The 17,144-nt window shown below is 69.4% G+C and carries 14 protein-coding genes; 4 read left to right on the top strand and 10 right to left on the bottom strand.

All coding sequences use genetic code 11. The features are described 5' to 3' along the window. Positions 1–62: 62 nt before the first annotated feature. Together ACFRMN_RS16485 and ACFRMN_RS16480 are read right to left on the bottom strand one after the other, a co-directional pair. Positions 63–1,022 carry an NAD(P)-dependent oxidoreductase gene (locus ACFRMN_RS16485; RefSeq protein ID WP_383019523.1) on the bottom strand — a complete coding sequence of 320 codons (960 nt, stop codon included), beginning with the start codon at positions 1,020–1,022 and terminating at the stop codon, positions 63–65. 198 nt (positions 1,023–1,220) lie between these two features. Beyond that, on the bottom strand, positions 1,221–1,925 hold the full coding sequence (locus ACFRMN_RS16480; protein ID WP_383019520.1) for a GntR family transcriptional regulator: 705 nt from the start codon (positions 1,923–1,925) through the stop codon (positions 1,221–1,223). Between the two features lie 204 nt (positions 1,926–2,129). Here ACFRMN_RS16480 and ACFRMN_RS16475 point away from each other — a divergent pair, with 204 nt between their 5' ends. From ACFRMN_RS16475 to ACFRMN_RS16460, 4 genes are all read left to right on the top strand, one after another. Beyond that, positions 2,130–2,897 (top strand): SDR family NAD(P)-dependent oxidoreductase, encoded by a 768-nt coding sequence (locus ACFRMN_RS16475; protein ID WP_383019517.1) that lies wholly within the window; start codon positions 2,130–2,132, stop codon positions 2,895–2,897. A gap of 218 nt (positions 2,898–3,115) precedes the next feature. Beyond that, complete coding sequence (locus ACFRMN_RS16470) at positions 3,116–3,829, top strand: alpha/beta fold hydrolase (protein WP_383019514.1); 714 nt, start codon at positions 3,116–3,118, stop codon at positions 3,827–3,829. 225 nt (positions 3,830–4,054) lie between these two features. Next, on the top strand, positions 4,055–5,299 hold the full coding sequence (locus ACFRMN_RS16465; RefSeq protein ID WP_383019511.1) for an MFS transporter: 1,245 nt from the start codon (positions 4,055–4,057) through the stop codon (positions 5,297–5,299). Positions 5,300–5,725: 426 nt separating this feature from the next. Further along, complete coding sequence (locus tag ACFRMN_RS16460; RefSeq protein WP_383019509.1) at positions 5,726–8,014, top strand: glycoside hydrolase family 3 N-terminal domain-containing protein; 2,289 nt, start codon at positions 5,726–5,728, stop codon at positions 8,012–8,014. On the opposite strand, the gene ACFRMN_RS16455 is transcribed toward ACFRMN_RS16460, so the two are convergent. From ACFRMN_RS16455 to ACFRMN_RS16420, 8 genes are all read right to left on the bottom strand, one after another. Then, complete coding sequence (locus tag ACFRMN_RS16455) at positions 8,004–8,279, bottom strand: hypothetical protein (RefSeq protein ID WP_383019506.1); 276 nt, start codon at positions 8,277–8,279, stop codon at positions 8,004–8,006. The genes ACFRMN_RS16460 and ACFRMN_RS16455 overlap by 11 nt on opposite strands. Beyond that, positions 8,276–10,279, bottom strand: a complete 2,004-nt coding sequence (locus ACFRMN_RS16450; protein ID WP_383019503.1) for a HEAT repeat domain-containing protein — start codon at positions 10,277–10,279, stop codon at positions 8,276–8,278. The genes ACFRMN_RS16455 and ACFRMN_RS16450 overlap by 4 nt, the downstream gene beginning before the upstream one ends. 77 nt (positions 10,280–10,356) lie before the next feature. Then, the gene (locus ACFRMN_RS16445; protein ID WP_383019500.1) at positions 10,357–11,415 is read right to left on the bottom strand and encodes an ABC transporter permease; all 1,059 of its coding nucleotides are present in this window, start codon (positions 11,413–11,415) and stop codon (positions 10,357–10,359) included. Further along, positions 11,405–12,403: a sugar ABC transporter substrate-binding protein gene (locus ACFRMN_RS16440; RefSeq protein ID WP_383019497.1), complete on the bottom strand. Its 999-nt coding sequence runs from the start codon at positions 12,401–12,403 to the stop codon at positions 11,405–11,407. The genes ACFRMN_RS16445 and ACFRMN_RS16440 overlap by 11 nt, the downstream gene beginning before the upstream one ends. A 30-nt stretch (positions 12,404–12,433) precedes the next feature. Continuing rightward, the gene (locus tag ACFRMN_RS16435) at positions 12,434–13,456 is read right to left on the bottom strand and encodes an ABC transporter permease (RefSeq protein WP_383019495.1); all 1,023 of its coding nucleotides are present in this window, start codon (positions 13,454–13,456) and stop codon (positions 12,434–12,436) included. Continuing rightward, the gene (locus ACFRMN_RS16430; RefSeq protein WP_383019492.1) at positions 13,453–14,952 is read right to left on the bottom strand and encodes a sugar ABC transporter ATP-binding protein; all 1,500 of its coding nucleotides are present in this window, start codon (positions 14,950–14,952) and stop codon (positions 13,453–13,455) included. The genes ACFRMN_RS16435 and ACFRMN_RS16430 overlap by 4 nt, the downstream gene beginning before the upstream one ends. Continuing rightward, positions 14,949–15,071, bottom strand: coding sequence for a hypothetical protein (locus ACFRMN_RS16425; protein WP_383019489.1), 123 nt, complete (start codon positions 15,069–15,071; stop codon positions 14,949–14,951). Before ACFRMN_RS16425 ends, ACFRMN_RS16430 begins: the two co-directional genes overlap by 4 nt. 132 nt (positions 15,072–15,203) lie before the next feature. Then, on the bottom strand, positions 15,204–16,703 hold the full coding sequence (locus ACFRMN_RS16420; protein ID WP_383019486.1) for a ricin-type beta-trefoil lectin domain protein: 1,500 nt from the start codon (positions 16,701–16,703) through the stop codon (positions 15,204–15,206). Between the last annotated feature and the right edge of the window lie 441 nt (positions 16,704–17,144).

Raw genomic sequence — 17,144 nt, 5'->3', positions numbered from 1 at the left:
CTGTGCGGGTGGAGTGGACTGCGCCCGGGGCGGGAGAGGGGGCCGGGCGCCTCCGCGTGGATTCAGCGCCTGACGGCTGATGTGGCGGCCGGTGACAGGACGCCGGAGCCCGGCACCCCATGCCTGCCCGGCCCGGTGACCGGGCTGTCCCTGTCGTAGGCGCGGGCGAGCTGGGCGAGGTCGAGAGCGGAGCCGCCGGAGCCCGCCAGCGCCGCGAACACCTGGTGGGCGGTGTGGAAGACGGGCGCGTCCAGGTCGACTTCCGCGAGTGCCTCGGCGACCTGCTCCTGCACGGGGAGCAGTCCGCCGATCGTCGCTCCGGAAGGGGCCGTGGACGGCGTGAGAGCGGCCGGGAGGCAGTAGTCCAGCATCGCGCCGGCCGCCCAGCCGGACATCAGCACGGTCTTCGCCCGCGCCGCGTCCAGACCCAGTCGGCCGAGCAGGGCCGCCGCCTCGGCAGCTGCCGCCACATGGACGCTGACCAGCAGTTGGTTGACCATCTTGATCTGCAGTCCGGCGCCGGAGGGGCCGAGGTGCAGCAGTTCGGAGCAGTAGGTGCCGACCAGCGGGCGGACGGTGTCCAGGTGTTCCGGCTGTCCGCCCGCCATGCCGGTCAGCCGGCCCTCGTGGGCGCGCCGCGGCCCGCCGGTCACGGGGATGTCGAGGAATCCGGCGTCCAACTCGCTCGCCCGGGCGGCCAGGGCCCGTGCGACACGCGGCGCGAGCGTCCCGTGCTCAACGAGCAGATGTCCGGCGCGGATCCCGGCGAACAGGCCGTCGGAGCCGTGATAAATGGCGTGCACGGCCTTCTCGTCCAGCAGGCAGCCGACGAGGACATCGCTGGCCGCGGCGAGCTGGGCCGGAGTGTCGGCGAGCGTGGCGCCGGCGTCGGTCAGTGCCGCCACCTTCGCGGGTGTGCGGGCATGGACGGAGATCGGGTAGCCGGCGGACAGCAGACGCCGGGCCATGGGAAGCCCCATGACTCCCGCGCCCACAAAACCGACTCGTGGCAATGCGCTCACGTCCGCTCCTTCGCGGTCGTTCCGTCCGCTGCTCCGCTGCTCCGCTCGGTCGGCGCCGGGCGGAACATCTCCAAGCTTCTGGAGTATTTATGAGATGTCAATGGAGTCTTACAGATATATTTCATCGCGCGCGGGTGGGTGCGGAGTGGGCTGCCCGTTGACCCGACGGGCTCGTGGGGAATCCGCGGACTGATTTGTCTACCGGCGCATGCCCACGAACGCGTCGACCATCGCGCCGGCCACCTCGGTGAGGTGCCCGCTCATGAGGCGGCGGGCCTTGTCGGGATCGCCGTCGCGGATGGCGGCGAGCAGATCGTGGTGGGCCGTCAGCTCCACACCGGACGTCAGATGGCTTTCCGCGTCCGGCATGAGGTGGTGCAGCCGCCGCACCTCGTCGAGCTGACCTTCCAGGACGGTGGTGGCGCGCTGGTTGCCGGTGACGGCCGCCACCCGGGTGTGGAACGAGCGTGCCGCCTGCAGCGGTGACGCGAGATTCCGTCCGGTCCGCGACTGCTCGGCGCACAGGTTCGCGAGCTGTTCGAGGTCGGCCTCGGTGTGCCGGGTGGCGGCCGTGGCCGCCATCGCCGGCTCCAGCATGTGGCGGATCTCGAACACCTCGCGGATGTCCTCAAGGCGGACTGGACGCACGATGTAGCCCTTGCGGGGCATGACCGTGACCCAGTCCTCCTGCACGAGCAGCCGCAGCGCCTCGCGTACCGGCGTCTTGGACACGCCGTACCGGTTCGCCAGCTCCGGTTCCAGGAGCAACTGGCCCGGACCGCAGTGGGCTTCGAGGATGTCCTCCTTCAGGCGCCGGTAGACCTGCTCGGTGAGCGAGAGCCGTGGCGCGGGGCTGTCATGCCTTGCCTCGGCCGGGAGGATGGACCGCCGCCGCTCGCTCATCGCACGCCGCCTCTCTCAGATCTCAGAAAAATATCTGGCGTACGTGAGATGAGTCAACGCGACGGGGTGTCAGTCGAGGCCGTCGGCGCCCCCCTCCGGATCGCGGACTGCCCTTCAGGCGTAACTTGACCCCACGGTCAAGATGCGTGTTACGATCGAACGGAAGTCGACCCAAGGGTCAAGATATCCGCGAGGGGAAACCATATGTCGAAAGTGATCGCTGTCTTCGGTGCCGGTACCGGCCTCGGAGTGTCCCTGGCCCGCCGCTTCGGCCGCGAGGGATTCCGGGTCGCCCTGGTCGCCCGCCGCGAAGACCGGCTGGACACCCTCGTCGCGCGGCTCACCGCGGAAGGTATCGAGGCCGCGGCATTCCCCGGCGACCTGTCGCTCCCCGCGCAAGCCCCGGCCCTGGTCGACGCCATCCGCGCGCGCTTCGGACGGATCGACGTCGTCGAGTACGGGCCGATCGCCGGCGACATGGCCTTCACCCCCGCCACCCAGCTCGACGCCGCCACAGTCGAGGAGTTCTCGCGGCTCCTGCTGCTCACCCCCGTGGAACTCTTCCGCACCGTACTCCCGGAGATGACCGAACGCGGAGACGGCGCCCTCCTGATGACCACCGGCTACACCGCCGTACAACCATTGCCGTACATGAGCGGCCCCGGCCCCCTCGCCGCCGCCGCCCGCAACTACATCCACTCCCTCAACGGCGAACTCAAAGACACCGGCGTCTACGCCGGCACCCTCACCATCGCCTCCCTCGTCAGCGGCAGCGAAGCCGCCCAACGCGCCCGGACCGGCGACACCAAAGGTGTCGGCGGCCACATCCCCACCGTCCACCCCGACGAACTCGCCCAGCACTACTGGGACATGTACACCCAGCGCAACCGCACCGAACAAGCCCACCCGGCCGAACTGACCCCACCCGACAACACTGCCGCATGGTCCCCCACCGCCAACGCCAACGGATAACACCCCTCCCACGCCCCCACACCACACAACCCCACCGGCCCGGCCCCGGCATCCGTCCTGCCCGGCATGGGGTTTCGCGGCCCGACGTGGCCGGCGGCTGGTCAAGACCTCCTTGATGGCGAGGCTCACAACTGCCCTCGTCCGCACCGCCGCCAACAGATACCCACGACACCCGTGCCGCGGCGCGGGTTCCACCCACGCGCGAAGGAGCCAAAGCCATGACCACAGGAACTCCCTCCGACTCTCCCTCCGGCCGTCCCGTCGTCCTGGTCCATGGGATCGCCACGAACACGGAAGCGCTGTGGCGCACTGCCGGATGGATTGACGCCTTCGAGGCCGCGGGCCGCACGGTCATCGGCCTGGACCTGCCCGGGCACGGCACCGAAACGGACAACCCCCACCGCGACCCCGTCGACACCCTGCTCGAACTCGCCACGAAACACGGCTCGATCGACACCGTCGGATTCTCTGTCGGTGCCTGGGCCGTACTGACCGCGGCAACCGAGCGGCCGGAGCTCTTTCACCGCGTCGCACTGCTGGGCGCCGCGGACTCGGTGCTCACCCAGGGGTTGCACACTCCGGTGATGCAGGCTCCCATGATCGCCATTCTCCGTGCGGATGAGGCGCCTGCGGACAATCCGATGGCGATCGCGATGCGCGCCATGGTGGCGGACTCCGGAAACGACCGCAACGCGGTGGCGGCGTACCTCGAAACGAAGAAGCGCTTTTGCACGCGCGAAGCCCTCACGGTCGTCACTTCCCCCACCCTGCTGGTTCAGGGAAGTGACGACGAGGCCGGCCCGTCCACGATGCTCGCGCGGACGATCCCCAACACGGAACTGCTGTCCATCGACCGGGCGCGCCACTTCGACATCCCCACCGGCGAACAAACCCTCACGGCCGTCACCGCGTTCATCACCCCGGCGAACTGACGAAAACGCAGAACGCCCGCGCAAGGCGATCGCACCGCGCGAGAAGCCGCAGTGGCCGGGGAACGGCTGACTCACCTCACGATCACGAGGGAGACGCTGTTGCCCTTGCGCCCAAAGCAAACAAGGGGCCTGATCTAAATGCGGTCTTGCGAACATCATTGATGTTCTGACTGTTCGAAGATATGGTGTGTGACCTCTTGTGCTTGATCTCCCGGGGGGCCTGCTTTGTCACGAGCACTCGCGGCCGACGGCGTCGCGGCCACTCCGTCCGCGATGCGCACGGTGTGGAACTCACCGCTCTACCGCGGGGCGACCCTCGCGCTGTTCCTGTCCGGGCTGGGTGCTTCGGCCGCCGCGCCGCAGATCACCCTGTTCCTCGTGGACGAACTGCACGTCTCGCTGACCACGGCCGGCCTGTACTACCTCACGAGCATCACCGCCCCGGTCGCCGGATACCTCATCGGCGCACGCTCGGACCGTACGGGGAGACGGCTCGGGCTCTTCCGGCTGTGCGCCCTGACGGGATTCCTCGGCTGGTCCGCCATGGCCCTGTCGGACCAGGTGTGGATGCCGTTCGTGATCGGTACGGTGGTCCTGGCCTTCTCCGGTGCGGCCGGGTCACAGTTGTTCGCCGCGGTCCACGACGACTTGCAGGCCACCGCCAGCCCCGTCGGTGACGGGATCGTCTCGATCGTGCGCATGGCGCTGACGGCCGGATGGATCGTAGGCCCGGTCGCAGGCGCGCTGCTGGCCACCGCCGCCGGACCGCGCGCGATGTTCGTGGCCACCGGGCTGTGCACCCTCGCGCAGATCGTCCCCATGAGCTTCGCGAGCACCCGATCGGCACGACGTGACGCCACGAGCACGGCCACACCACAGCCGCGGACGCCGGCCGAGCGCCCGGGAACGCGGGCCATGCTGCCCCTGCTCGCCTTCACCGGACTGTATGTGCTCGTCTACGCGGGAGAGCCGATCAAGTACGGCTACTTGACGATCTACATGCACAACGACATGCACCTGCCGACGGCGGTCAGTGGCGCGGTGATCGGCATCCAGCCCTTCATAGAACTGATCCTGATGCCGGTGGCCGTGATCGTCGCACGCCGGATCGGCATGATGCGCCTGATGGTCTTCGCCGCCGCCTTCGGCGTAGGAGCGAACCTCTGCTTTGCCCTGACCGGCAGCGCGGTCGGCATGTTCGCCGGACAGATACTCATGGGCGGGGTGTGGGGTGTCTTCGCCGCCCTGGGAATCATCGTCGCCCAACGGCTGCTGCCCGAAGCCGTCGCGACCGCCTCGGCCGTCTTCATGAGCTCCACCGCCATCGCCAGCGCCCTGGGCGGGCTGACGGGCAGTCTCGGCGTGGGTCTGTTCGGGCTGCCGCACGTGTTCCTCGCACCGGCCCTGTACGGCCTTGTGGCGACCGTCGGCATCGCCATCATGGGCCGCTCCCGGTACGCCGTGGGCTAGCTCCCGGTACGCCGTGGGCCAGGCCCTGTCTTCGAAGTCCCGTCTGCTCGGCGGCGTGATCCCGACAACGCCGCGAGCGTGCGTGCGCACCGGACGCTGCCGAGCCCGCCCTCCGGGCGGACGGCGCTACTTTGAGGACAGGACCTCGGACTTGTGGCCGCATGCCGCTCCCGGCTCTGATACGCACCCCTTGCCCCGGCCCGCCGCGCGCCCGCCCGGAAGTTCCTACCCGTGTCCTGTCTCCGGGCATCAGGCGTATGGTCTGTCGCCGCGGCCGCCCAGGGCGCTCCCGTACCCCGGCGGTCGCTCGTCGCCCGGACCGGGCGCCTCGCACGGCCGTCGGCGTGGGGGAGGATCCCTCCGACACCGCTCCGCTCGCGGGACCGTCCCCGCGCGTCTCACCGAAAGCTGTGAAAGGAAATTCCTGTGTCATCCTCTCCGCCCTATCTCGACCCCGCTCTGACTGTCACCGAGCGGGTCGACGACCTTGTCGGCCGTATGACGCTGCCCGAGAAGGTCGGCCAGATGCTGCAGTTGAATGCCAAGGAGGGCGTACACCTCGTCGCGGACATGCACGCGGGTTCCATCCTCCACGCCTCGCCCGAACGCGTTCTCGAAGCGGCCGAACTCACCGATCGGTCGCGGCTGCGCATCCCGTTGCTGGTGGCCGAGGACTGTATCCACGGACACTCCTTCTGGGAGGGCGCGACGATCTACCCGACTCAGCTGGGCATGGCCGCGACCTGGGACCCGGCCCTTGTCGAGCGGGTCGCCAGGGCGACGGCGGTGGAGGTGGCGGCGACCGGGGTCCACTGGACGTTCTCACCTGTGCTGTGCATCGCACGGGACCTGCGATGGGGCAGGATCAGCGAGACCTTCGGCGAGGACCCCTTCCTCATCGGCGAGCTGGCCTCCGCCATGGTCCGCGGCTACCAGGGCGACGGGCTCTCCGACCCGACAGCGATCCTCGCCTGCGCCAAGCACTTCGCGGGATACTCGGAGACCCAGGGCGGCCGGGACGCCAGCGAGGCCGACATCTCGCGGCGCAAGCTGCGCTCCTGGTTCCTGCCTCCCTTCGAACGCGTGGCCCGCGAAGGATGCCGTACGTTCATGCTCGGTTACCAGTCCATGGACGGTGTTCCGATCACGGTCAACAACTGGCTGCTCAACGACGTGCTGCGTGGCGAGTGGGGTTACACAGGCACGCTCGTGACCGACTGGGACAACGTCGGCCGCATGGTGTGGGAGCAGCGGATCCACAGCGACTACACACAGGCTGCGGCGGCAGCGGTCCGCGCGGGCAACGACATGGTGATGACGACACCGAAGTTCTTCGACGGGGCGCAGGAGGCGGTCGAGCGTGGCACGCTCGACGAGTCGGAGATCGACGAAGCGGTCCGCCGCGTCCTGACCCTCAAGTTCGAACTCGGGCTCTTCGAGGAGCCGCGCCGTCCCGACCCCGCCCGCCAGGCCGAGGTGATCGGCAGCGCGGGGCACGCCGCCCTGAACCTGGAGACGGCCCGTCGCTCGCTCGTCCTGCTCACCAACGACGGCACCCTGCCCCTCGCGGGGGGATTCGAGGCGGGTACCGAAGGCCGGGCCGTCGCCGACGCGGCGATCGCGCCTTGTACGGTCGCCGTCATCGGTCCCAACGCCGACGACGCCCAGACCCAGCTCGGTGACTGGGCCGGCTCCTCCGGCCAGGCCGACTGGCTCCCCGACGGCCAGCCGCGCGCGATGATCACGACGGTGCTCGAAGGGTTTCGCGCGCATGTCCCCGAGGGCTGGAGCGTGTCGCACGCCCGCGGCGCGGACATCCTCACCGTCGGCGCCGACCCGGAGGGCGCGTTCTTCCCCGACGGGCAGCCCCGCCCCACGGTCGTCGTCCCCGCGGAGCCCTCCGAGACGCTGATCGCCGAAGCCGTGGCGCACGCGGAGGCCGCGGACTACGTCGTCGCCGTCGTGGGCGACCGTATCGAACTGATCGGTGAGGGCAAGTCGACGGCGACTCTGGAGCTGGTCGGGGGGCAGGTCGCCCTCCTCGACGCACTCGCCCTGACCGGCAAGCCGCTGGTGGTCGTAGTCATCAGCTCCAAGCCACTGGTCCTGCCGCCGTCCGCGCACAACGCCGCGGCGATCGTGTACGCCTCCAATCCCGGCATGCTTGGCGGACGGGCGGTCGCCGAGCTGATCCTCGGCCTCGTCGAGCCGACCGGCCGTCTGCCGATCTCCTTCGCCCGCCACGCCGGGCAACAGCCCACGTACTACAACCAGGTGCGTGGCCAGCACGGCGGCCGCTACGCGGATCTGACGCAGAGCCCGGCCTTCGTCTTCGGTGAGGGCCTGAGCTACACGACCGTCGAGTACGCGGACCTGGAGATCCCCACCGCGGAGCTCGGAACGGGCGACTCGGTCCACGCACGGCTCACGGTCTCCAACACGGGCACGCGCCCCGTCCTGGAGACCGTGCAGGTGTACATCAGCGACACCGTCACCTCGGTGACATGGGCGGAGAAGGAGCTGAAGGCGTATCAGCAGGTGTCGCTCGCGCCGGGGGAGTCGCGTGAGGTCCTGATCGATCTACCGGTCGCCGCATGCACGCTCGTGGACGCGCAAGGCGAGCGTCTCGTCGAGGCCGGTGCCTTCGAGCTCCTGGTCGGTCCGTCGTCCCGTGACGAATCGCTGCTGCGGGCGGGATTCACCGTCAAGGGCTGACGGCCGGCGCACGCGGACGGCCCCGGCCGCCGACGGCACCGCTGTCGAGGTGTTCGTTGTCGCTCCGTCCCCGGGGCGAGACGCCGGGGCGTCCGTCGCGCGGGTACCGGCCCGCGAAGTCCTCATCGCACCACAGCCCGTCCAGCCGGTCTCTCACCCGCATCGCTGTCGTACCGCCCGGGTTGCTCGCCCGCCGAGCGGGGATGGCGCCAGTGCGCAGTGCCCCATCCCTGGCCGCGGCGCCCTGACCGGCCTGCCGGCTCATGGCTCCGGCGTGGCGCCGGCCGGAGGCTGGATCCGCTGGAGCATCTGTTCCATGACGGGGATGGGCAACGCCGGGTGCCGGGCCGCGGCTTGCGCGGTATCGGTGTCCCGAAGCAGCCGGATCAGCACCCGCGCCGGCAGTTGGGGGTGCCGGGCAGCCGCGTGGCGCACACGTTCGTGCGGGTCGTCGAGCAGCCGTACGGCCGACGCGGGTGTCAGCCGGGGGTCGTTCGCGGCCCGGTGTCGAACTTCCTCATTGCTGTCCCGGCCGAACCGCTCGACCAGCTCGGTCGTCGACTCCGGGTCGTCCAGGGCCAGTTGGCGCATCCGCGGGTTCGGGTCGTCGGCGTAGCGGAGCAGGTCGCGGCGGGGGAAGTTCGGGTGGCCGTGAGGGCGATCGGGGGCGCTGAGGCTGCCGGTCCACCACTGCCACACCCTCAGCAGCATGTCAGCGGGGGCGTCGTCACAGGATTCCGCGAGGAAGAGCTGTACGACACGGTCCTCGTCCCGGGCGAGGCGTTCGACGACGTCCGGCGGGAGTCGCCTGGCCCGCGCGACACTCCTGCGCACGAGGGGGTGGGAGGAGACGGCCAAGCGGCGCATGGCGCCGTGATCGTCGTGCAGCTCCATGACCCAGTCGAGCGGGTAGTGGTGGATACGCGGATCGAAGTCGATGCTGATGTCCGCTCGCTGCTCCTCGGTGAGATCAGGGCGCTTGGAGACCTCGAAGCGGACGCGCTTGTCGGGGTCCTGGGCGAGGAGGACGACCAGGTCCGGGTCAAGACGCGGGTTGCCCGCGAGCGCACGGCGCCGGGCTGGATCGGTGTGACGGGCCAGGTGTTCGGCGAGGCCGCGCTCCAGGCGACAGGTCTGCGCCGCGCGGTCTTGGAGTCCCTCGGCATCGAAGACCGACAGGGGCATCGGGTGGTCTTCGTGGTACGCGAGGAGCGCTTCGACGCGGACCTTGCCGTAGGGGTCGCTGAGGAGCGCGAGCCGGGCCGCACTGTCCAGATGTGGCCAGGCCCTCCGGCAGGCCGAGGCCCGTACGGACGGGTCGACGTCGGCGGCCAGGGCGGTGAGCATCCGTACGGGCAGTCCGGGAAGGCGGGCAGCCTCGTCGCGGACCTTTGCGGACGAGTCCGCGGCGAGCCGCGCGTAGGCCGCGTCGGTGAGTTCGGCTCGCCGGTCTGCCGCGAGCATGGTGAGGATCCACCGGTGCCGGGATTCCTGTTCGCCCAGGATCAGACGGGCCCACTGCTCGGCGGTGATGTTCGGCTGGGCCTCGGCCAGCAGCTGCCGCAGCTTCCACTCCGGGTGCACTATGGCCGCCTCGACGACCGCCGTCGGCAGTGGGCGCCACAGGAGGAAGTGCGACAGGCCCAGGAGGCGGGCGCGGAGGTCATCGGGTGTGGCCGGGTTGAGGGCCAGCCCGTGCGCCCACCTCTCGCGCAGCCTCGCCGAAGGCCCCGGTCCCTGAAGCAGTGCCGCCCAAGCGGCTTCCCGCTCCCGAGGGGTCTCCTGGGCCGCCGAGTGAGCGGCTGCCTCCTGGTGCTCCCCGAGGTGGTCCAACAGGGTGAACCAGATCTCGTCCTCCTCGGTCGTCACTCCGATCAGGGTGCTGCCGTCTGTCGCGAGGGTGACGAACTCCGGCTGCCCGGGCCGCTCGCCGAGGACTCCGGCGAGGTCCCACTGACCAATGAGCCGCACTCGTGTCCAGCGCCTGGGCGCACAGCCTGTCCAGTTGCCGGCGACATCGATGAGGAATTCGCCGTCCTCGCCGATGATCCCGTTGCCGGCCGCGAGCCGGTGCCACTGTGCGTTGAGCTCGGCGACCAGGTCGGGCAGGTCCTCTCGGACGGCCGCGGTCGGCTTGGCGTCGCCCGAAACGACCGGTCGCCAAGCGGCTCGGGGCGGCAGTACCTCCTCGGTCCGGCGGCCCCCCACAACTTCCAGTCCCGCGTGTCGCAGCAGCTCTGTGAGCTGATCTCTCCCACCCGTCATGGGAACCCATCCTGCCCGACGCGGTTCTCCGCCTTCCCAGGCAGGCACACATTCCGCATCCCACGAGTCGGGGTCCGTCAAGCGCGTCTCCTCAGCCGGCGCGGTAGTCCGTCAGCGGATGCGGCCACGAAGATGAGGACGCCGGTGACGATCTGCTGTTCGTACGAAGGCAGGCCGAGCAGGCTCATCCCATTGGAGAGAAACCCCAGGAAGAGAACGCCGATGCCGGTGCGCAGCATGCTGCCTCGCCCGCCGGACAGACTGGTGCCGCCCAGGACGACGGCGCCGACGACGTTCAGCAACAACGGGCTGCCCATGCTCGCGCCCGCTCCGGCGAGTCCGGAGGTCAGGACGATGCCTGCCATCGCCGAGGACAGGCCGCCTACGGCATAGACGCTCGTCTTGGTGCGGGCGACATCGACGCCACCGATACGAGCGACCTCGACGTTCGCTCCTACGTGCACGACGCGGCGGCCCCACGCGGTGCGCGTCAAGGCGAGTTGTGCGATGACGTACAGCCCGACGGCCAGCCATACGGCGTACGGAACGCCGCCCGGACCAGCGATGCCGAAGCTGATGAAACCGGGAGGCATCGGGGCGATCGTACTGCCGTGGCTGAGCAGCGTGGTGCCGCCGCTCACGACGTACAGGGCCGCGAGGGTCACGGCGAACGGCACCACGGGCAGTCTTGAGACGATGACTCCTACCACCAGTCCGATCGCGGTTCCGGTCATCAGCCCTGCGACGACACCCGCAGGGACGCTTTCGGTAGTGGTGATGATCCAGGCGCCGGCGACACCACTCGCACCGATCACGCTTCCGGTGGACAGATCGATGCCGCCGGTCAGAATCACGAATGTCGCGCCGATCGCCGCTATCGCGACCACCGCCGACTGGCTGAACACGTTGGTGATGTTCGACGGCGTCAGCAGGCCATCGGTGACGAGGCTCAGGACGGCGATCAGCAGGACCAACGCGGGCAGCATCGAAAGGTCGGCCAACCAGCCGGGCCGATGGGCCGGATCGAGAAGCCATGGCATGCGGGTCGGCCGCCGGACGGTCGTGGCGGCGAGGGCAGGGCGCGCGGGCGAGGGTGCCTGGGCGAGGCCATCCCCGCGGGAGGATTCAGGCGCCACAGCCCCACACCCGCGCGCTGGTGGTGGCGTGGTTGGCCTGGTTGAGGGGGAGGCCCTTGCTCCGGACGGTCCGGGGCGCGACGGTCTTGCCCTCCAGGGCCGTGGCGATCGCCCCGACCGCCTGCTCGCCGAACTCGCCGACGGGGGTGGCGATGTCGGCGTCGATGGTTTTCTGCCGAACGGCCTCGCAGCCGTTCTGGTCGCCGTCGATGGTCACGACGAACACGTGCTCGGGATCGCCGACCGGGGCCAGCCGCCCGGCCGAGGTGAGAGCGGACTGCACGGAAGGCAGGAGGAAGTCCGACGGAACGAAGATCGCGTTGATCGAGGGGTTCTTCTGCAGAGCGTTGGAGGTCGCGTCCAGGGCCTCTGACGGGTCCCAGTTGGTGGGGACCCGGCTGACGACGGTGACCTTGGGGCTGCCTTTGAGCGCGGCGTTGAAACCGTCCCGGCGGCCGATCGCGTTCTGGTCGGTCAGCGCACCCAACAACTCAAGGACCTTCAACGGTTCGGTCCTGGCGGCCCCGGTGAATTCCGCGGCGGCCAACGTGCCGTCGGTCACCGGGTCCCCGGTGATCTGGAACGTGGTGTCCGCCGTGTCCGCGACCGCGCGGTCGACCGCGATGAACGGGACCTTACGGGCCTTCGCCAGGGCGATCGAGGAGGCGATCTGCTGTCCGTCCTGAGCGATCGCGATCACCGCGTCGACCTGGCGGGTATGGATCATGTCCTGGATCTGGGAGGTCTGCTTCTGCGCGTCCTTGTCCGCGACGCTGAAGACGACCTCGTACCCGGCCGCCTCGGCCGACTTCTCGATCGCTGATCTCTCCGCCTGACGGATCGCGTTGAGCAGATCGAAACTCACCCCGATCGTGACCTTGCCGGAGTTCTTCGATCCTCCCGAGTTCGTCGATGAACCGCATCCGGCGAGAACGAGCGAGGACGCGGTGAGCGCGGCCGCACATCGAATGACTGCGAACGGTTTCATTTTGACTCCTTACGAATGGGTCCCGCCGGCTCAGGCCGTCGCCACCGTCCGGCCCTCGTCCGAGGGCGCCGAAGAGCGACCGGCCGGTCGCACGGTCCGGGCGAGATTCCGCCACCGCACCCCGGCGGCGATGACAGCGACGAGCAGGACACCGCCGCGGACGATGTCGAAGACATAGGGTGATGCTCCGGAGAAGACCAGGCCGGTCTGGGCGGTCGCGAGTACGAGGGCGCCGAGCACGGTCCCGGTGATGCTTCCCCGGCCTCCGAACAGGCTGGTACCGCCCAGTACCACGGCCGTGATGACCGTCAACTCGTAGCCCTGGCCGATGGAAGGCTGGACGGTACCGAGACGGGCGGTCTGCGTGAGGGCGGCGAGGGCGGTCAGCAGCCCGGCCAGTGCGAAGACCGCGGCGGTCACCGTTCTGACGGGGATGCCTGCGTCGAGGGCCGCGTCGCGGTGGGATCCCACCGCCTGGACGTATCTGCCGAACACGGTCCGGCTGAACACCAAGCCCCCGCCGAGTGCCGCCAGCACCGCGAGCCAGACCGGCGCGGGCACGCCGAGCAGGGTCCCGGTGCCGATGCCCCGCAGACCGGCGGGAAGGTTGATGTCCTGCTGGCCGGTGATATGACCACCCAGGCCGCGGTACACCTGCATGGTGGCGAGGGTGACGATGAGCGCCGGTACGCGGGTGAGCGCGACCGCCGCGCCATTGAGCAGGCCCATGAGCAGCCCTGCCGCGCCGACGGCGACGAACACGGTACCGGCCGGTTCACCGCTCAGCGCGCGGCTGGACTCGACGGCGGCGGCCAGGAAGAGCATGGAGCCGACGGAGAGATCGATCCCCGCGGTGATGATCACGTACGTCGCGCCGACCGCGGCGATGATCAAAGGGCTCGCCTGGACGGCGATATTGCGGAAGTTCGCCGTCGTGGCGAATCCGTCGTAGAGACCTGCCGGCACGATCAGCAGAACCACCAGGACCGGCAGCAGCGGCTGCCGCCGCATCGCCGCGCGAAGCCGGCTGTACGCCGTTGCCCGCGGCCTCATCGGACACCGCCTGTGGCGAGGCGGATGACGGCCTCCCGCGTCGCCTGCGACCGGTTGAGGACGCCGGCCAGCCGGCCGTCGTGCATGACGCCGACACGATGGCTCAGCCCGAGCACCTCCTCCATCTCCGAGCTGATGAGCAGGATCGACGAACCGGCCTCGGCCAGATCGACGAGAAGGCGGTAGATCTCCGCCTTGGCGCCCACGTCGATGCCCCGGGTGGGTTCATCGAGAATGATCAGGCGGGGCTGCCGGCTCAGCCACTTGCCCAGCACCACCTTCTGCTGATTGCCGCCGCTCAGCGAGCCACCGACCGCGTTCAAGCCGCCGCGGGCGACCAGGCCCACCGTGCCGGCGAGTTCCCCGGCGAGACGGCGTTCGGCGCTGTTGTCGAGCCATCCGATCGGCCGGGAGCGGCATACCGAGCCGAGATCGACCATGGACAGGCTCTCCCGAATCGGCCGGTCGAGAAACAGTCCCTCGTGCCGGCGGTCCTCGGTGACGAACGCGATGCCGGCTCGAATGGAGGCGCGTACGTCGCCGCGCCGCAGCCGGCGCCCGTCCACCTCGATCCGCCCGGTCCTGCCGGCGAGTCCGGCTATCGCCCGGGCGACCTCGGTGCGCCCCGACCCCATCAGCCCGGCGAGCCCGAAGATCTCCCCTCGGGCGATGTCGAACGAGATATCACTGACGCGGGCGTTGTCGCTCACGTCACGTACCGACACAGTGATCTCGGACCGGGGCCGGGGGAGGGCCGGGTAGCCCTGCGCGAGTTCGCGTCCCACCATGAGCGACTCAAGCGTGGCACGGCCGAGTTCGCTCGTCGGCCGGTCCGCCACGACGCGCCCGTCGCGCATGACCACGACGCGCTGACTGAGTCTCTCGATCTCTTCGAGGTAGTGCGTGATGTACAGGACCGCGACCCCGTCGCCGCTCAGCCGCTTGATGATCCGCATGATCAGCTCGCGCTCGGCGAGGTTCAGCGAAGCGGTCGGCTCGTCGAACACGATGGCACGCGGCTCGGACGCCAATGCCTTGGCGATTTCGACCAGTTGACGCTGCCCGGCGGACAGATCGCGCACGATCGCTTCCGGGCCGAAGCCGGCGCCGACACGCTGCAGAATGCGAGCGGCGGCGCTCCGCAGGCGTCGGGGCCTGACCATCATGGTCCGGGATCCGAGACGGCCGATCAGAATGTTCTCGGCGACTGTGAGATCCGGGAAGAGGCTGGTCTCCTGATGCACCGTAGCCACGCCGGAACGCTTCGCCCTGCCCGCCCGCGCGGTGGCGATCGTGCCGCCGAAGGTGACGTGGCCGGAGTCGGGGCGCACGTTCCCGCTGATGATGTTCTTGATGGTGGACTTGCCGGCGCCGTTCTCCCCGGCCAGGGCGACGACTTCGCCACTCGCCACGGTGAACGAGACGTCCTTCACGGCTGCGACACCGCCGAATGATTTCGACACGCGGCCGACCGCGATCGCGGTCGCCGGGCTCATCGTGGGTGGCTCGCGATCACGGCGGCGGGGGCGGCGCACGCCGGTGACTCGGCCCTGGCCGTCGCGCTGAGCGGGCGGCGGGCGCCGAGGCCGCCGGTCCATCCGCGGTGGTCGGACATGATCCCTCCTTGAAGTTCCGGTCACACGTTGAGCGTTGGGTTCGCCTGGAGAGGGGCTGCACGGGAGGCGTGCCGCCGGTCACGGTTCACGTTGTCCGTGACCGGCCCACGTGTGTCCGGCGAGGTTTCCCGTCAGAGGAGCTGCCATTTCTGGTTGTTGCCGTTCCCGCAGGACCAGAGCTGGACGTTCTGGCGGCCGGCCAGGTCGGCGTCCAGGCAGAGGCGGGAGTCGACTCCGCGGACCGTCCCGTCGGAGAAGAAGTACCACCGCTGGTTGGAGTTGCCCGTGCAGTCATGGCTGACGACAGGGGTGCCGTTGGTCTTGCCGAAACCGAACGCGTCCAGACATTTCGTCCCGTTGTAGACGCCGATCTGTCCGTTGGACATGCGGGTCCATCGTTGGTTGTCGCCGTTCCCGCAGGTCGAGACCTGGAGCCGGACATCGTTGGCGTGGGACGCGCCGGGGACGTCGAGACACGCGTCGTAGCCGACGTTGCGCAGCCGGGTCGTGCTCGAACGGGATGTACCGAAGGCGTACAGGAGGCGGTTGACGGCCGTGGGGTTCGGCTCCCACAGCGGCAGATTCTGGGTGCCGCCGTCGAACGCGCTGAAGAGCCGGAGGATGTTCAGCGAGTCGTGGTCCGGGCTCGTGGTCCTCCCTCCGATTCCGTGGCACCAGATCGCGCCCAGGCCGTAGTCGTGGATGACGTCGGTGATGGCGCGCAGGAACGCGACTTCCTTGGGGGTCGTGGCGCTGGGGGTGGCGTCGTAGTTGATGCCGTTGTCGGCGTCGGCGCCGAACTCCTCGATGACGGTGCGGTCGGTGCAATTGCCCATGAGGGTCTTGATGTCGTTGACCCAGTATTCGTAGGTCCGCGCCTCATAGGGAAAGGCGTAGCGGTGCATCGCGAGGTAGACCCCGTTGAAGCGGGAGTCGTTGCACAGCGGCCTCAGGTCGGATCCCCAGCCGCCTCCGTCGATCTGGGCGCCCTCGATGAACATCCGGTCCCTCGGGAGGCCGGCCGCACTCGCGCGGGTGACCCAATTGGCGGCGAAGTTCAGCCACTCGGCGGTGGTGAAACCGACAGGCTCGTTCATCGGGTCGAAGTAGACCAAGGGGTTGGACAGGTACCTGGCTATGACCGTGTCCCACATCCGGTTCCAGGTGGGCAGGTAGCTGTCCGTGATCTTGTTGCTGCCGTCCTCCGACCAGTAGGACAGGAGGACCTTGAAGCCCTTGGCGGTCGCGGAGTCGATGACGGCGTTGTACGTGTTCCAGCTCGCGGTGGCGGGGTTCATCGGCAGCCGGACGGTGTTGGCGCCCAGGGAGCTCTGGAACGCGGTGAACATCCCGTCGGCCTTGTTCCTGGCGGAGTTGTAGTCGTCGTTCGGGGACAGCCCCTGCAGCACGAGCCGGTCGAAGGTGAAGTTGTCTCCGAGGCGGGACCAGTGCACGCCTTGGAACTGACCGGGGTCGAGCCTGGCGTCGGCGGCGGCGGCCGGTGACGCGTCGGACACCGTCTTGAGCGGCACCAGGACCAGTACGGCCAGTGCGGCCAGCAGCCAGGTGACGACGCGGCGGCCGAGGCGGGTGCGGGCAGGCGGGGGTGCGGTGGGGTGGGAGCGTGGCATGGCTTCCTCTCCGGCTTGGCGCGCGAGAATGGCCGGACGCGGCCCGACGTGGGCGGCAACGCGCCGTTAACAACGTGGACATGAACGTAGCGGCGCTTCCTGAGCGCGTCGATCGCGTATTTCGGAACGCGCCGATCCGTGTGACGAATGGCAAAGCTCGGCCCGGATCCACCGCCCGGTTTCACAGCGGTCTCGGCCGGCTGTGGCCGGCTCGCCGGGGCTCCGGCCTTCTGCGCCCCGTGGTCATCCGAATTCCGGATGACGTCGTCCTGTTACTCGCGCTTCGTCGTGCGACGCCCGCCGTTCTAGGTTGGGTTCTACGGCGATGCCGCCTCAGGTCTCCGCGTCCCTAAGTGAACCCTTCCAGGGCGGCCGCGTCGAAATGTTCCCGGTGCCTTTGCTCGTTGATCGGAGCGCATGAGTGAGTGATGTTCGACGGAC

The sequence above is a fragment of the Streptomyces sp. NPDC056835 genome (assembly GCF_042789485.1).
Taxonomy (GTDB): Bacteria; Actinomycetota; Actinomycetes; order Streptomycetales; family Streptomycetaceae; genus Streptomyces.
This window is presented reverse-complemented; position numbering and strand designations above follow the sequence as displayed.